The sequence below is a fragment of the Streptomyces sp. NPDC005863 genome, from assembly GCF_042871345.1.
Taxonomy (GTDB): Bacteria; Actinomycetota; Actinomycetes; order Streptomycetales; family Streptomycetaceae; genus Streptomyces.
In genome coordinates this window covers 1092203-1107060 of record NZ_JBIAII010000002.1, presented here as the reverse complement: position 1 = coordinate 1107060, position 14858 = coordinate 1092203, and the positions used below count along the sequence as shown (strand labels likewise).

The window sequence follows — 14858 nt, the reverse complement described above, 5'->3', positions numbered from 1 at the left end:
GCTCGGTCCCGCACACGCCGGCCCGCACACCACCCCAGGATTCCCGGCGGAGCGAACGATGGACCAGTATTTCGGCCACACCGTATCCGTAAATAATCGAGGGCACAACGGTCCAGGACCTGGCGCGAAGCGCCCCCATCGGCGTCCCGGGACGCGACGAACCCCGCCGCCGGGAGGCCGCGGCGGGGCTGCGGGGTCGGCGCCGGGTCCGCTACTCGGCGGTCAGGACGGCGCGCGGGCCGCCCTTGGCCGTCCACGCCGCGGCGCACTGCGAGAGGGGGTACGGCGCCGTGTCCACCGCGATCTTTCCGTCCGCGATCACCTTCAGGTACGCCTGGGCCTGGACGAGGTAGCGGTGCATGTCGAAGGAGCCGATGCCGCTGCCGGAGAGCCGGAAGGGGCGGCTGCGCAGGAGGGCCGCGGGGACGGCGGCGTCCGCGCCGGCGATGGAGCCAATCTCCACGTAGTTCGTGGGGTTCGCGCCTTCCAGGCCGTGCAGGGCCTGGAAGGCGGATTCGGTGGGCGTACCCCACAGGTAGTCCAGGACCAGGTCAGGGGTGGCGCCGTCGAGGGCGGCGGCGATGGCCCGCGCGTCGGCGTCCCGCTCCCCGGTCAGCTCGACGGTCTCGGCGCCGTACCCGGCGACCCGGGCGAGGTCGGCCGCACCCCGGCCGACACCGATGATCCTGCGGGCGCCCAGGGCGCGCGCGTTCTGGACCGCCAGGCCGCCGGCCGCGCCGGTCGGGCCCAGCACCATCACCGTGTCGGGCACTCCGCGCTCATCGACGTGGGTCGTGAGCGGCATCCACGAGGCCATCCCCGGGTTCATGCCGGCCGCGACGGCCAGCGGGTCGGCCCCCTCGGGCAGCGGGGCGGCCATCGGCACGGCCATCCGCTCCGCGAAGGTTCCCCACGGCAGTTGCGTCTCGCCGGTGTACACCAGCGCGCCGTCCGCGGCGCGGGCGACGGCGTCGACGCCGGGGATCATCGGGTACTGGCCGGTGCTGCTGTAGTGCACGCCGTCCGCCTTGGAGCGCACGACCGGGTGGATCGCGGACGCGACCAGTTCGACCAACTGCAGGCCGGGGCCCGCCTCGGGCTCGGGGAAGTCCTGACACTGGGGCACGGCCCCTGCGGCTGTTACCACTGCTGCCTTCATCGCTGCCTCCTGGCGTGTGCGCTCACGGTCGCCGACATCCGGCCACCTCATTATGGTTACAGCGTAGCCATAAAATGAGAATGGGGGCAAATCAGGTTTTACGTGCATATATAACGTAATCAATTGCCTCCCTCGTGCCACCCGGGAGCAGGCCGCTCTGAGGTCACGCGAAAGGGACACGCTCTACCCAGCGGCTACCGTGGCCCGGGCGCGACCTTCTCGCCGCTCGCCCCTGCACCGTGCGGACACCGGCCTGGTTCCCACTCGACAGAAAGGTCCCAGGAGATGACCGCCCCCTCGGACGCGCACGACGGCACGGCAACGCCCGGCAGCCCGGCGTGGTGGGCCGCCCGCCCCAGCGCGCCCAGCGCCCCCCGCCGCGGCCGCCCCTCCCTGGACACGGACCACATCGTCAAGACCGCCCTCCAACTCGTCGACGAGCACGGAGTCCAGGCGTTCTCCCTGCGCATGCTCGCCGACAGCCTCGGCTCCGGAACGGCCACGCTCTACCGTCATTTCGCCAGTAAGGACGAGATCCTTGCCCACATCGTCGACCGCGTCCTCGGCGAACCCGGCCTCGGCGACCTCGACACCCTTGCAACCTGGCAGGAAACGCTCACCGTCATGGCGAGCCGCCTGTATGAGGCCCTGCGCCGGCATCCCGCCGTCATCCCCCCGCTCATGGCCCAGATCCCCGTCGGCCCCAACGGACTCGCCCAGCGCGAGCGCGTCCTACGCGCGCTCCTGGACCGAGGGCTTGCCCCCGCCTTCGCCGCCCGCGCCTTCACCGCCGTCGGCCACTACGTCATCGGTTTCACCGCCCAGCAGCACGGCCCCGCCGCAGCCGACCCGGCCGCAGCCCCCCAACTCGCCGCCTTCTACCGGCAGCTGGACGCCGACGCCTACCCTGCCCTCACCCGCACCGCCGACGCCCTCACTGCCGTACCGGTCACCGAGGAGTTCCACTTCGGCCTCGACTGCCTCATCACCGGACTCTCGCGGCGGTCCAGCGAAGATTGACGCCCGCCCTGTCGACGAGCGCCCCCGGTTGCGTCACGGAAGGACCTTGGGGCGCGACGGCCTGTCGGCCGCCTCCATCGCCCGCATCGTCGGAGACCGTAGCGAAGTGCCGCAAGCGAACGCGATGCCCTTACGGATGCCCCGCGGCGAGCGCAGGCAGCCTGTCTCCCCATCACATGGGGCTATCGCAAGGCCGTGTCCCGCTCGGGCTGTGCCTCTGGTACCTCGCCGCGCGGCGCGGCGGCCACTCGGTCGGTACGGCGTGCCTCAGACGGCGGCCCAGCCGCCATCCACCGGTAGAGCAGCCCCGTTGATGTTGCGTGCGGCCTCAGAGGCAAGAAAGACAATGGCGGCGGCCTGCGTCTCGGCGGCCGCGGGCTGTCCCACGTTGCCCATGGAGGGGAAAAGCGCCTGCGGGCCGAGGGCTTCCGCGTCGACATCAGCCCGGATGTTGGTGACGGTGCCCCCCGGGGTGATCGCGTTCGTGCGGATCCCGTGGTTGCGGTAGGTCACGGCGAGCGACTTAGTGAGGCCGACGATGCCGTGCTTGGCGAGGGTGTAAGCAGCTCCGGCAGCGGAGCCGCGGAGTGACGCCTCCGAAGCGGTGAACACGATGGAGCCGCGGCCCGCGCTCAGCATGTGGGGCAGGGCGGCCCGGGTCAGCAGGAACGGAGCGGTCAGGTTGATACGGATCAGCCGTTCCCACTCGGCGTCGCCGACATCGGCCACAGCCGACATGCTGTCCATGATCCCTGCGTTGTTGACCAGAACATCGATACCGAGTCACCGCCATCCGCCACGTCCTCGACGACCAACGCCGATAGCCCGGAAAACACCGTACTCACAAGCTCGTTGACATCCATCACACGACCTCAACGAGCACTCCGCAACGCAGCGTCACCACCGACTACGGGACAGACCCAGGACCTAGACAGACCCGGCTCAGGCCGGGGCAGCTCGTCCAGGTCAAGAACGTCGGTCCGCCCGTCGGCCGGCTCGATCGGGAGCTTGCCCGTGCCGTACTTGTGGGTCCGGGCGGTGATGTGGCCGGTACCGGTGGGCTCGGTGTGGGCGACGACCTCCGCGGCGGACGGGTCCACGATCACGTAGACAGGAATGCCGTAGCGGCCGTACTTGGCGGTGCAGTCGTCGTAGTCCTTGCGCGCCGAGAGACCGGCTCAGTCAAGGTCGGGGAGGGGGCGCCGGGCGACCTCGTGGGCGTCGTCCGGCGAGAGGCCGAGCATGCGCAGGACCATCTCGGCGAGGTTCGCGGCGGCCTCGTCGCCGTCCACCTCGGGGCGGGCGAAGCGCAGTTCCACCAAGGACAGCAGGGTTCCGCCGAGTGCAGTCAGGGCGGCCGTCGGGTCGAGGGTGGTGAAGCGGCCGGAGGCGATGCCGGCTTGGAGGTCGCGCAGTGCCCTGCGGGCCAGTCCGTTGTCGGAGTGGACGTGCCCCAGGCCGCGGCGGCGCAGGACCTGCATCAGCTCCGGGTGCGAGTCGGCCATGCGGGCGCTGAGCCGGAAGCCGGCCGAGAGGAGTTCCGCCGGGTCGTCGATCCCGGCCAGGTGCTCGTCGAAGCTGTGGCCGAACTCCTCCAGGGCGTCCACCACCGCCGTCTCGAACAGCTCCGTCTTGGAGTCGAAGTGGTTGTAGAAGGAGCCGAAGCCCACGTCGGCGCGCTCGGCGATGGCCTGGATGCTCGCGCTGGTGTCGCCGTTGTCGGCGAGTATCTGCCGGGCCGCTCGCACAAGAGCCCTGCGAGTCTCCGCGCGACGTCGCTCGAACCGGTTGCTGGGCGGGGCTTGCGTCGACATGTGTCGATTCTAACCGCCGAACGATGTCGGTCACAGTCCTGATGAATTCATCATTACTCGTCGCGGACGCCTTGACGAGCGAACTGTCAAAGCTGTTGATTTCATCAACAAGCAATGTCGCTCGGAGGGCAGCATGTCTGAAACCCGCGTCAACGGGGCCGACGTCAGCACGGCCCACCAGGACCTCCACAGTGAGCAGGGCGCCCTGCGCGGCGAACATCCCGGCCGCTCCCGGAATCCCGTGATCAAGGTGGCCGACCTGGCTTGGCTGGAGTTCGAGAAGCCGGATCTGGAGCGGGCCGAGGTCTTCGCCCGGGACTTCGGGTTCGGCATCGTGGCGCGTACCGAGCGGGAGCTGTGGCTGCGCGGCACCTTCGCCGGTCCGCCGTGCATGGTGATCCGCAAGGGCCGCACCTCCCGCTTCATCGGCCCTGCGTTCCGGGCGGCCGAGCGCGGTGACCTGGACCGGCTGGCCCGAGCCACTGGGTCATCGGTACGGGATGCCGACGTGCCCGGTGGCGGAGGCAAGGTGGTCGATCTGCTCGATCCGTCGGGCTTCCCGGTGCGGGTCGTGCACTGCGGTCAGCAGCTTCCGGCGCTGCCGGAACAGCAGTCGCTGCTCCTCAACTTCGGTACGGATCACCGTCGTACCAACGCCGCTCAGCGCCCGCCGCGCGAACCGTCCCGTATCCAGCGCCTGGGGCATGTGGTGCTGGAGACGCGGGTGTTCGGCCGGGCCCTGGACTGGTACCTGGACACCCTCGGGATGATCGTCTCCGACTTCCTGTTCCTGGACGGTCAGCGCGACCGCGGCCCGACCATGGCGTTCATCCGCTGCGACCTGGGCGGCGTACCGGCCGATCACCACACCCTGGCCATGCATCTGGGGCCGGGCGCCGGGTATGTGCACTCCGCGTACCAGGTTACCGACCTGGACTCCATCGCTGCCGGTGGCGAGTACCTCAAAGAGCGTGGCTACCAGCGCAGTTGGGGCATCGGCCGACACATCCAGGGCAGCCAGCTCTTCGACTACTGGCGCGATCCCGACCGCTTCATGCTGGAGCACTTCGCCGACGGCGACCTGTTCTCCTGTGACGTCGAGCCCGGCTGGGCGCCGATGTCGAGCAGCGGCCTGGCCCAGTGGGGCCCGCCCGTCACGCGTGACTTCCTCGGTTCCAGTCCCTCCCCGCAGCGGGTCCGCGAGGTCATCGCGGCGCTGCGCGGTGACAACGAGCTGGACCGGGCGCGCCTGTTCGGCCTGCTCAAGGCCGCCAACTCCTGAATCCCCCACGCCAATCCCCTGACAAAGGCACTGATATGAGCACCAATGTTCTGCGTACCGCCGATGGTTGGTGGGTCGTCCGAGGCGACCGCGCCGTCCCTGTCGAGACCAAGGCCGCCACCACCGCCGAGCTACTTGCCGACCGCGCCGCCGTCCGCGAGGCCGCCGCCTCCGGCGAGGTGGGCACGCCTGTAGCCGACCTGGTGGCCCTCTCGCCGGTCACCACGCCCTGCCGGGTCGTCGCTCAGATGGTCAACTACCGCAGCCACGCCCGCGATTCGGGCTTCACCGGCGACATCCCGCCGGCCTTCTTCCGCAAGGCGTCCGGCTCGGTCAGCGGCCCCGGCGAGGCCGTCGTCCGCCCGGCGCACGTGAAGCTCCTCGATTACGAGATCGAGCTCGGCCTCGTCATGGGCGCGCCGCTGCCCGTCGGCACCGTCGTCGAGGAGCAGGACCTGCCGTCGTACGTCGCCGGGCTCGTCGTCACCAACGACGTCAGCGCCCGTGACGTCCAGCTGACCAAGACGCAGTTCTACGAGAGCAAGTCGTACCCCACCTTCACCCCGACCGGGCCGTACCTGGCCCTGTTGGAGCCGGAGGACTTCGCCCATCTCCTGAACCTGCGGCTGAAGTTGAGCGTCAACGGGGAGCTGCGGCAGGACCGCACCCTCGCCGACATGATCGTCCGCCCGGCGCGGGCGCTGACCCTGCTGGCCCGCTTCCAGGCCCTCGACCCCGGCGACCTGCTGCTCACCGGCACGCCCGGCGGCACCGCGCTCAAGGCCCCGCCGAAGGCGGTCGAGAAGATCGGCGCCCTGCTGCCGCCCGCGGTGAAGTGGAAGGCGTTCTTCAAGAGCCAGGTGAAGAACCCGCACTACCTGAGCGCGGGTGACGTGGTCACGGCGTCGATCGCGACCCCGGACGGCCGGATCGACCTCGGCGAGCAGCGCACGCCCGTCGCGGACGCGAACTGACACCGGAACCGACACCCGAGGTGAGCCGCACATGACCGATGATGAAGCCGCAAGTGCACCGGTTGGGGAAGCCGCACGTGTGCCCGTCGTGATCGTCGGCGCCGGGCCGGTGGGCGCGACCGCCGCTCTGCTCTTGGCCCGGCGCGGCATCCGCAGTGTCGTCCTCGAACGCCACCGGGACGTCTACCCGCTCCCGCGCGCCGTCGCCACCGACGACGAGGTGCGCCGGATCCTCCAGGCCGCGGGCGTCGGTGCGGAGTTCGCCGCGATCTCCCGCCCGTCGAACGGGCTGCGGCTGCTCGATGCCCGGCACCGGGTGATGACCGAGTTCCGCCGCTCCGCGCACGGCCCGCACGGCTACCCGCAGACCAGCATGTTCGACCAGCCCGAACTCGAAAGCGTCCTGCGCGACGCCCTTACCCGGCGCCCGGAGTGCGAACTCAGGGGCGGCGTGGAGGTGACCGGCATCGGCCCGGACACCAGCGGCCCCGTACGGGTCACCTACCGCGACGGCGACGGCGAGCACGAGTTGTGGGCCGAGGCGGTGCTGGGCTGCGACGGCGCGAACAGCCTCACCCGCGAAGCCGTCGGCGCCGTCTGGGAGGACCTGCGCTTCGAGGAGGACTGGACCGTCATCGACGTCCGGACCACGGCCGACGTCCGTTGCTGGGAGGGCGTCGACCAGGTCTGCGACCCGGACCGGCCGGCGACCTTCATGCGGGTGGGCGAGGGCCGCTACCGCTGGGAGTTCCGTCAGCGCGAGGGGGCGGAGCAGCCGGTGCGCGACCTGGTCGCCCCGTGGCTGCCGTCCTCGTACCAGGGCGATTTCGAGGTCGTCCGCGAGACGCAGTACACCTTCCGGGCCCGCATCGCCGACCGCTGGTGCAACGGCCGGGTCTTCCTGCTCGGCGACGCCGCCCATCTCACCCCGCCGTTCATCGGCCAGGGCCTGTGCGCGGGCCTGCGCGACGCCTACAACCTCACCTGGAAGCTCGCCCGCTTCCTCCAACACGGCTCCCCGGAACGGCTGTTGGACACGTACGAGAGCGAGCGCAAGCCGCACGCGCGGCATGTGATCCGGCTCGCGGTCGCCATGGGCTGGGCCATGACCGGCGGGCAGGACGGCGCCGCTGCGCTTCGCCGCAGTCTTCTGGCCGCCGCCTGCCGCATACCCGGCCTGCCCAGGCTGGCCGGCCGCGACATCAGCACGCCCCTGACCGCCGGGCCGCTCGTGCGGCGCACGGCCCGCCGGGGCCTGGCCGGTACGCACTGTCCGCAACCCTGGGTGCGCGTCGACGGGCGGCGTATCCGCCTCGACGAGGCGCTCGGCGACTCCTTCGCCGTGCTGACCGCCACCGAACCCGACCCCTGGTCGGCCGCGCTCGCCCACGGTCTCGGCGTCCCCGTGATCCCGGTGACCGGCCTCGGTGACGACGGCACACTCGCCGCCTGGCTGCACGCCGGACGAGCGGACGCGGTCCTGTTGCGGCCCGACCGGATCGTCCTCGACGTCGTCCCGGCCGGCGCACGCGACTTCACCGCGACCGCCGACTGGGCAGCGCTGCTGCACACCACGCGACGCCCCGATCCCTCCGAACTCCCGGTCCCGAAAAGCCTTTTGAGGAGTACGACGCGATGAACACGCCCTTCTTCACACCCGACCCGGAGACGGCGGCCGCCAGCCGCATCGCCGAGTTCGCCCGGCGTCAGGGCATCGCCCCGGACGACTGCGCCGCCCTGCACCAGTGGTCGGTCACCGACCTGGAGGGCTTCTGGGGCGCAGTGTGGGAGTACTTCGGCATCGACGCCGACACCCCCTATGAGCAGGTCCTCGCCGAGGAGACCATGCCCGGCGCCCGCTGGTTTCCCGGCGCCACCCTCAACTACGCCCACCACGCCCTGCGCCGCCTCACCGACGACGACGTGGCGATCCTCGCCCTCGACGAGACCGGTTCCGCGTACGAGGTGACCGGCGGGCAACTCCGCGCCCAGGTCGCCTCCGTGGCCGCCACCCTGCGCGACCGGGGCGTCGGCAAGGGCGACCGCGTCGTCGGCTACCTGCCCAACACCCCGCACACGATCGTCGCGTTCCTGGCCGCCGCGAGCCTGGGCGCAGTGTGGTCGGTCTGCGGGCAGGACTACGCGCCCCAGGCCGCCGCCGACCGGTTCGCCCAGCTCGAACCCACCGTCCTGATCGCCGCCGACGGCTACCTCTTCAACGGCACCACCCACGACCGCCGCGACGCCGCACGCGAACTGGCCCACGCCCTGCCGACGTTGAAGGCGACGCTCCTGGTGGACCACGTGGGCCTGGCATGGCCCTCGCAGGCGTACTCGTCGCCGGTGGTGCCGTGGCAGGAGGCCGCCACCCGTACCGAAGAACTCGCCTGTACACCGGTGCCGTTCGACCACCCCTTGTGGGTCGTCTTCTCCTCCGGCACCACCGGCCTGCCCAAGGGCATCGTCCACGGCCACGGTGGCGTCCTCCTGGAACACCTCAAGACCCTCGGCCTGCACTCGGACCTCGGCCCGGGCGACCGCCTGCTGTGGTACACCACCACCCACTGGATGATGTGGAACCTGGTCGCCTCCACCCTGCTGACCGGCGCCACGACCTGCACCTACGACGGCAGCCCTGCCCCCTCCGCCCGGCCCGGCATCCTCTGGGAGCTGGCGGCCCGCCACCGCGTCACCGTCTTCGGCACCAGCCCTCAATACCTGCTGGGCATGGCCAAGTTCGGCATCAGCCCGTCCGCATACGACCTGTCCGCGGTCCGCGCGGTCGGCTGCACCGGCTCCGCCCTGCCGGCCTCCGCCTACCCCTGGGTCCGCGACCACGTCGGCGCCCATGTGATGCTCTCGTCCACCAGCGGTGGCACCGACGTCGTCTCCGGCTTCGCGGGCAGCGCCCCCAACACCCCCATCTGGTCCGGAGAGTTGTCCGCACCCCACCTCGGCGTGGCTCTGGCCGCGTACGACAGTGCGGGCCGTCCGGTCATCGGCCAGGTCGGCGAGCTGGTCGTCACCCGCCCCATGCCGTCCATGCCGCTGTACTTCTGGAACGACTCCGACGGCACCCGCTACCACGACGCCTACTTCTCCACCTACCCAGGCGTCTGGCGGCACGGCGACTGGATCACCCACACCTCCCACGGCTCGGTCATCGTCCACGGCCGCTCCGACAGCACGCTGAACCGCAACGGCGTCCGCCTGGGCAGCGCCGACATCCACGACGTCGTCGAACGCCTCCCCGAGATCGCCGAGGCCCTGGTCATCGGCGTGGAGGAACCGGACGGCGGCTACTGGATGCCGCTGTTCGTGGTCCCGGCGGCGGGGGTGACTCTGGACGACACCCTGTGCGAGAAGATCCGCGACGCCGTCCGCAGCGGCGCCTCACCGCGCCACGTCCCCGACGAGGTGCTCGAAGTGCCGGGCATCCCGCACACCCGCACCGGCAAGAAGCTGGAAGTCCCGGTCAAGCGGCTGCTCCAGGGCGCCCCGGCCGACCAGGTCGTCAACCCCGCCGCCGTGGACGACCCCGACCTCATCGCGTATTACGCACAGTTGGGCGCCCGGCGCCGCGAGAGCAGAGCCGCCGTGTAGCGGAGCCGCCGCATACCCGTTGCCCTTTGTCCTACGGCTGAGTCGCCAGCTCCGGCTTCGGCAGATCGCGCCCTTCGATGTCGACGTTCGGCAGGACCTTCTGCAGCCATCGCGGCAGCCACCACCCACCCTGGCCGACCCACATGAGCACGGCGGGCACGAACGTCATCCGGATCAGGAAGGCGTCCACCAGCACCCCGAAGGCCAGGGCGAAGGCGATGGGTTTCACGATGGCGTCCTCCATCGTGACGAAGCCGGCGAACACCGCCACCATGATCAGCGCAGCGGCGGTGACCACCCGGAACGCCAGGGGCGAGCCCCGCAGCACGGCCCGGCGGGCGTCACCGCTGTGCGCGTACTCCTCGTGGATGCTGGAGACGACGAACACCTCGTAGTCCATGGTGAGTCCGAAGAGCACGGCCATGAGGATGATCGGCAGGAAGGACACGACCGGACCGGTCTTCGTGACGCCGATGAAGTCCGCGGCCCAGCCCCACTGGAAGACCGCGACGACCGCGCCGAAGGAGGCCGCGACGGAGAGCAGGAACCCGACCGTCGCCTTGACCGGGACCACGAGGGAGCGGAAGACCACCAGCAGGATCAGCAGGCACAGGCCCACGACCACGGTGGCGAAGGTCAGCAGCGAGTCGCTGAGCTTCTGGGACACGTCGACGTTGACGGCGGTCTGTCCGGTGATCTGGTAGGAGATCCCGGTGCCGGACCGGATGGAGGACTCCTTGTCCCGCAGCGCCTTGACCAGGTCGCTGGTGGCCTCGTCCCCGGAGCTGGTGGTCGGCACCACGGTCAGCATCGCGTAGTCGGGGTTGAGTTGCTGGGCGGCCGAGGCGAGAGCGACACCCTCGATGGTGCTCAAGTCCTGGCGTACGGTGTTCAGTTGCCCGGTCAGCTCCTGGGCGGAGGATGCCTTGGCGCCGCCGGTGTCCATGAGGAGCAGCAGCGGGCCGTTGAGGCCGGGGCCGAACTCCGTGGTGATGGTGTCGTAGGTCTCGCGCTGGGTGGTGGACTTCGCGGCGCTGCCGTTGTCGGGCAGGGCCAGTTGCAGATCGCGGGCGGGCCAGGCGACGACCAGGAGCCCGGCCGCCACCAGAACGACGGTGAGGGCGGGAACGCGGGTCACCACCCGCACCCACCGGGCGCCCAGCGTCTGCTTCGGCTGGGCCTGACCGCCGTGACCGCCGCGAACGCCGTGATCGTCCGACGCGGCTTGGTCGCCGTTTACGGCCGCCTTCTTCGGCTTGGGTCGCAGCCGCTCGCCCGCGAATCCAAGCAGCGCGGGCAACAAGGTGAGGGCGACGAGCGCGGCGACCGCCACTCCTCCCGCACCGGCCAGCCCCATCGCGGTCAGGAAGGGAATGCCGACCACAGACAGTCCGACCATGGCAATGATCACGGTGAGCGCGGCGAAGGCGACCGCGCTGCCGGAGGTCCCGATCGCGCGAGCCGCCGACCCTCGGGCGCCATCCCTGCCTTCAGCTGGTCGCGGTGGCGGGACAGGATGAACAGCGTGTAGTCGATGCCGACCGCGAGGCCCAGCATGACCGTCAGGGTCAGCGCCGTGGAGGAGATCGCGGTCAGATGGCTCACCAGGAGAAGGCCGCCGGCGCCGACCACGACGCCGATGACGGCGGTGAGCACCGGGATCCCGGCCGCGAGCAGCGAGCCGAACGTGATCACCAAGATGATCAGGGCGATCACGACACCGACGACTTCCTTGGCGCTGATGTCGACACCGGTGCTGTTGTACGCCTGACCACCCACCGACACCGTGAGCCCGGCCTTCTCGGCCGGGGCGATCGTGTCCTCGAGTGAGTCAAGGGACCCGTCCTTGAGGTCCACGTTGGAGACGGTGTACTGGACCTGGGCGAGGGCAGCACGGCCGTCCTTGGACACGACCCGGGTCTGCTCGGGTGAGAGGACCCCGGCCACCTGCGGGGCGGCCGCGGCCTCCTTGAGCGACGCGGCGATCCCCGCCTGGTACTTCTGCGCGGTGACCTGCTCTCCCGCGGGAGCGGTGAACACAATCTGCGCGCTGGTACCACCGGCCGGCGGATACACCCGCTTGAGTGTGTCGAGCGCCTGCTGGGACTCCGACCCCGGAATCGTGAACGTGTCGTCGGTGTCCGCACCGGCCATTCCTAGACCGGCCACGACTGCGGCGATCACCACCGCCCACAGGCCGAGAACCAGCCTACGGCGCCGGAACGCGAGCTTCCCGAGACGGTAGAGAAAGGTGGCCATGGCGTGCTCCGGTCATCAAGTCGCAGATCTCCTGATGAATATCTCAAAATAGATGAAATCGCGCATTTCGCGTCACACCTGCGCCGGAATTACGTGCGATGACGTCTTCCGGACGCCGGGCCGGGACGTCCCCAGGACGTCGCGGGCTGGCCGATTCGTGCACACGATCATGTCGCTGATGCATCATCGTCGGCGCGATACGCCCTACCCACCTTCTGGCGCTCGCCGCCCACCGCGACCGCAGAAAAGTACGCAGATGCGATGGCCGGCGCTGGCTGGGATACCCGGGACCTCACCGAGCACTGAGCCTTCGTCAACTTGAATTCGCAGGTTATGGGGCTGGGGTGGCCGGTCCTCGAGAAGCTCCTGCTGGTCGTGGGCGGGAGCCCCGTTGGCGATCGAGCAGGACCCGGGCGTCGGGTGCGGGGCCGGGGCTGCGGTCTAATCCAGCTTCGTGCAGTCGTGCCGCCCTGGGCAGATGATGCCGCCGACTGGACCCCAAACGGCCGCTGGAGTGCGATGGGCGGATTGGTTTCGTGAGGGACTGCCTGGGGCCTAACGTTGAATGGCGCACCGGGGGCCTCGTGCGTCAAGAAGCCGCACGTAACGCACACGGCGCACGTAACGCACGCGAGCGTTGTGCCCGGAATGTTCGTTGCGGGGTGCTGACCTGCGGCTACTTCCACACGCTTGCGCTCCACATGTTTCGCGATGACGCATCATGTGGAGTGCGTGGCGATCGTTGAACCGGTCGCTAAGGGCGCCTGACCTGCGGTTTTTTCCTGTGTGCGTTATGTGCGGTGTGGGCGTTACGGGCGATACCTTGACGCCGAAATGACGCTCGTTCTGATGGGGCGGCAGGTGCTTTGTGGCTGGCCAGGGTGTGGACGCCAGGCGAGTGTGGCGGGGCGCTGGGGGAGGGTGACGCTGAACGGCGTCGTTTAGACAGCCGTGGAGGTTCGGACGTGAACACACGTGTCGGAGCCCTGCCTCGAAAAGGACCGACCAGTGCCACATCCGCCGTCCCCGAGCGAGGGGATGGTGCGCGAGGAGAGGATGGGCAGGTGCTGTCCCGAGTCCGAGGTCTGACTCATGACTCCTTTGGCCGAAGTGCCTGGATCACTCCGTGTCGGCTGCGGATTGGGGACGGTGCGTTGCCGGTGCCGGGCCGGCGGGGCGTGTCCCCATAGGGGCCTGCCGATCAACAAGGCTCTCTCACATACCTGACCGCCTGACGCGACCCGGTACCGGCAACGCGACGCGTTGATGGGTTGAGCAGAGGAACGGACATGCACTGCGGCGAGACGGTACGGGAGGTCTTCCACCTGGTCAGACGTGCATACAGGGCACCCCACTCATAGGGGCGGTAGTGACTGATGAGAGGGTCAGGCAGGTGAGTGAGACGCCGATGAACACCCTGCAATACCGCTTTGACGGGCCAGAAGACGCTCCAGTCCTGATCCTGGGTGCCTCGCTGGGTACCACATGGCACATGTGGGACCGCCAGATTCCCGAGTTGATCAAGCAGTGGCGGGTCTTCCGGTTCGACATGCCCGGGCACGGCGGCGCCCCCGCCCACCCCTGCGGGTCCGTCGGGGAGCTCGCCGACCGGCTGCTCGGCACGCTCGACGAGCTCGGCGTGCAGCGCTTCGGATACGCGGGCTGCGCCTTCGGCGGTGCCATCGGGGCCGAGCTCGCCCTCCGGCACCCGCAGCGCGTCGCCTCGCTCGGGCTGATCGCCGCCTCGCCGCGGTTCGGCACGGCCGACGAGTTCCGGCAGCGCGGCGTGATCGTGCGCAGCAACGGCCTCGACCCCATCGCGCGCTCCGCCCCCGAACGCTGGTTCACCCCCGGCTTCGCCGCCGCCCAGCCCGCCATCACCGAGTGGGCCGTGCAGATGGTCCGCACCACCGACCCGGGGTGCTACATCGCCGCCTGCGAGGCGCTCGCCGCCTTTGACATCCGCGCCGAGCTGGGCCGCATCGGCGTGCCCACCCTGGTGCTCGTGGGCTCGGAGGACCAGGTCACCGGGCAGGGTGAGGCCCGCACGCTCGTCGCGGGGATCCCCGACGCGCGGCTCGCCGTCGTGCCGGGCGCCTCACATCTCGCGCCGGTCGAGCAGCCGGCCGCCGTCACCGACCTGCTCGTACGGCACTTCTCCTCGGCCTGGCAGGCCGCGCCCGACGCGACCCTCGGCCAGTCGGCCCTCAGCGCGCCGCCCGTCAAACCCGTCCTCGCCCCGCCGCCCGCCGGGCCCGTCTCGCCGGTCGGCGAGATCGCCCCCATGGAGCAGCCCGAGGCCGTCCCGGACCCCGCGTCGCCCGCCCTGTACGAGGCGGGGATGAAGGTGCGCCGCGAGGTCCTCGGCGACGCGCACGTCGACCGGGTGCTCGCCGCCGCCGACGACTTCTCCGGCGACTTCCAGGACCTCATCACGCGTTACGCGTGGGGCGAGGTGTGGAACCGGCCCGGCCTGGACCGCCGCTCCCGCAGCTGCGTCACGCTCACCGCGCTCGTCGCCGGCGGCCACCTCGACGAGCTGGCCTTCCACACCCGCGCCGCGCTGCGCAACGGCCTCACCCCCGCCGAGATCAAGGAGGTCCTGCTGCAGGCCGCCGTCTACTGCGGGGTCCCCGCCGCGAACTCGGCCTTCAAGGTCGCCCAAGCCGTGATCCGTGAGGAAACCACGCCCCCGGAGTAGCAGGATGGGGGGATGACGCCTCTTACGGAAGATCACTCCCCGCGCG

11 protein-coding genes and 1 pseudogene are annotated in these 14858 nt (G+C 70.3%); 6 read left to right on the top strand and 6 right to left on the bottom strand.

Going from position 1 to position 14858, the window contains the following annotated elements; all coding sequences use genetic code 11:
• Positions 1-211 precede the first annotated feature (211 nt).
• Positions 212-1159 (bottom strand): zinc-binding alcohol dehydrogenase family protein, encoded by a 948-nt coding sequence (locus ACFYO9_RS10945; protein ID WP_358773738.1) that lies wholly within the window; start codon positions 1157-1159, stop codon positions 212-214.
• A 285-nt stretch (positions 1160-1444) separates the two neighbouring features.
• Here ACFYO9_RS10945 and ACFYO9_RS10940 point away from each other — a divergent pair, with 285 nt between their 5' ends.
• Entirely contained in the window at positions 1445-2179 is a 735-nt protein-coding gene (locus ACFYO9_RS10940) for a TetR/AcrR family transcriptional regulator (protein ID WP_358773740.1), read from the top strand.
• Between the two features lie 267 nt (positions 2180-2446).
• On the opposite strand, the pseudogene ACFYO9_RS10935 reads toward ACFYO9_RS10940, so the two are convergent.
• The 3 genes and pseudogenes from ACFYO9_RS10935 to ACFYO9_RS10925 form a co-directional block, all read right to left on the bottom strand.
• A pseudogene (locus tag ACFYO9_RS10935) lies at positions 2447-2959 on the bottom strand (SDR family oxidoreductase); the annotation flags it as partial.
• A 92-nt stretch (positions 2960-3051) separates the two neighbouring features.
• The gene (locus ACFYO9_RS10930) at positions 3052-3285 is read right to left on the bottom strand and encodes a hypothetical protein (protein WP_358773742.1); all 234 of its coding nucleotides are present in this window, start codon (positions 3283-3285) and stop codon (positions 3052-3054) included.
• A 72-nt stretch (positions 3286-3357) separates the two neighbouring features.
• The gene (locus ACFYO9_RS10925; protein ID WP_355806065.1) at positions 3358-3993 is read right to left on the bottom strand and encodes a TetR/AcrR family transcriptional regulator; all 636 of its coding nucleotides are present in this window, start codon (positions 3991-3993) and stop codon (positions 3358-3360) included.
• A 133-nt stretch (positions 3994-4126) separates the two neighbouring features.
• Here ACFYO9_RS10925 and ACFYO9_RS10920 point away from each other — a divergent pair, with 133 nt between their 5' ends.
• The 4 genes from ACFYO9_RS10920 to ACFYO9_RS10905 are packed head-to-tail and all read left to right on the top strand — an operon-like array spanning position 4127 to position 9852.
• Positions 4127-5275, top strand: coding sequence for a VOC family protein (locus ACFYO9_RS10920; RefSeq protein ID WP_358773744.1), 1149 nt, complete (start codon positions 4127-4129; stop codon positions 5273-5275).
• Between the two features lie 35 nt (positions 5276-5310).
• Entirely contained in the window at positions 5311-6249 is a 939-nt protein-coding gene (locus ACFYO9_RS10915) for a fumarylacetoacetate hydrolase family protein (protein ID WP_358773746.1), read from the top strand.
• Between the two features lie 31 nt (positions 6250-6280).
• Positions 6281-7888 (top strand): bifunctional 3-(3-hydroxy-phenyl)propionate/3-hydroxycinnamic acid hydroxylase, encoded by a 1608-nt coding sequence (locus ACFYO9_RS10910; protein WP_358773748.1) that lies wholly within the window; start codon positions 6281-6283, stop codon positions 7886-7888.
• Positions 7885-9852 carry an acetoacetate--CoA ligase gene (locus ACFYO9_RS10905; RefSeq protein WP_358773750.1) on the top strand — a complete coding sequence of 656 codons (1968 nt, stop codon included), beginning with the start codon at positions 7885-7887 and terminating at the stop codon, positions 9850-9852. Before ACFYO9_RS10910 ends, ACFYO9_RS10905 begins: the two co-directional genes overlap by 4 nt.
• Positions 9853-9883: 31 nt before the next feature.
• On the opposite strand, the gene ACFYO9_RS10900 is transcribed toward ACFYO9_RS10905, so the two are convergent.
• Both ACFYO9_RS10900 and ACFYO9_RS10895 read right to left on the bottom strand, forming a co-directional pair.
• Positions 9884-11305: an MMPL family transporter gene (locus tag ACFYO9_RS10900; RefSeq protein ID WP_388666197.1), complete on the bottom strand. Its 1422-nt coding sequence runs from the start codon at positions 11303-11305 to the stop codon at positions 9884-9886.
• Positions 11260-12111 (bottom strand): MMPL family transporter, encoded by an 852-nt coding sequence (locus tag ACFYO9_RS10895; protein ID WP_358773754.1) that lies wholly within the window; start codon positions 12109-12111, stop codon positions 11260-11262. Before ACFYO9_RS10895 ends, ACFYO9_RS10900 begins: the two co-directional genes overlap by 46 nt.
• Positions 12112-13504: 1393 nt before the next feature.
• Here ACFYO9_RS10895 and pcaC point away from each other — a divergent pair.
• Positions 13505-14812, top strand: a complete 1308-nt coding sequence (gene pcaC / locus ACFYO9_RS10890) for a 4-carboxymuconolactone decarboxylase (RefSeq protein ID WP_358773756.1) — start codon at positions 13505-13507, stop codon at positions 14810-14812.
• Positions 14813-14858: the final 46 nt, after the last annotated feature.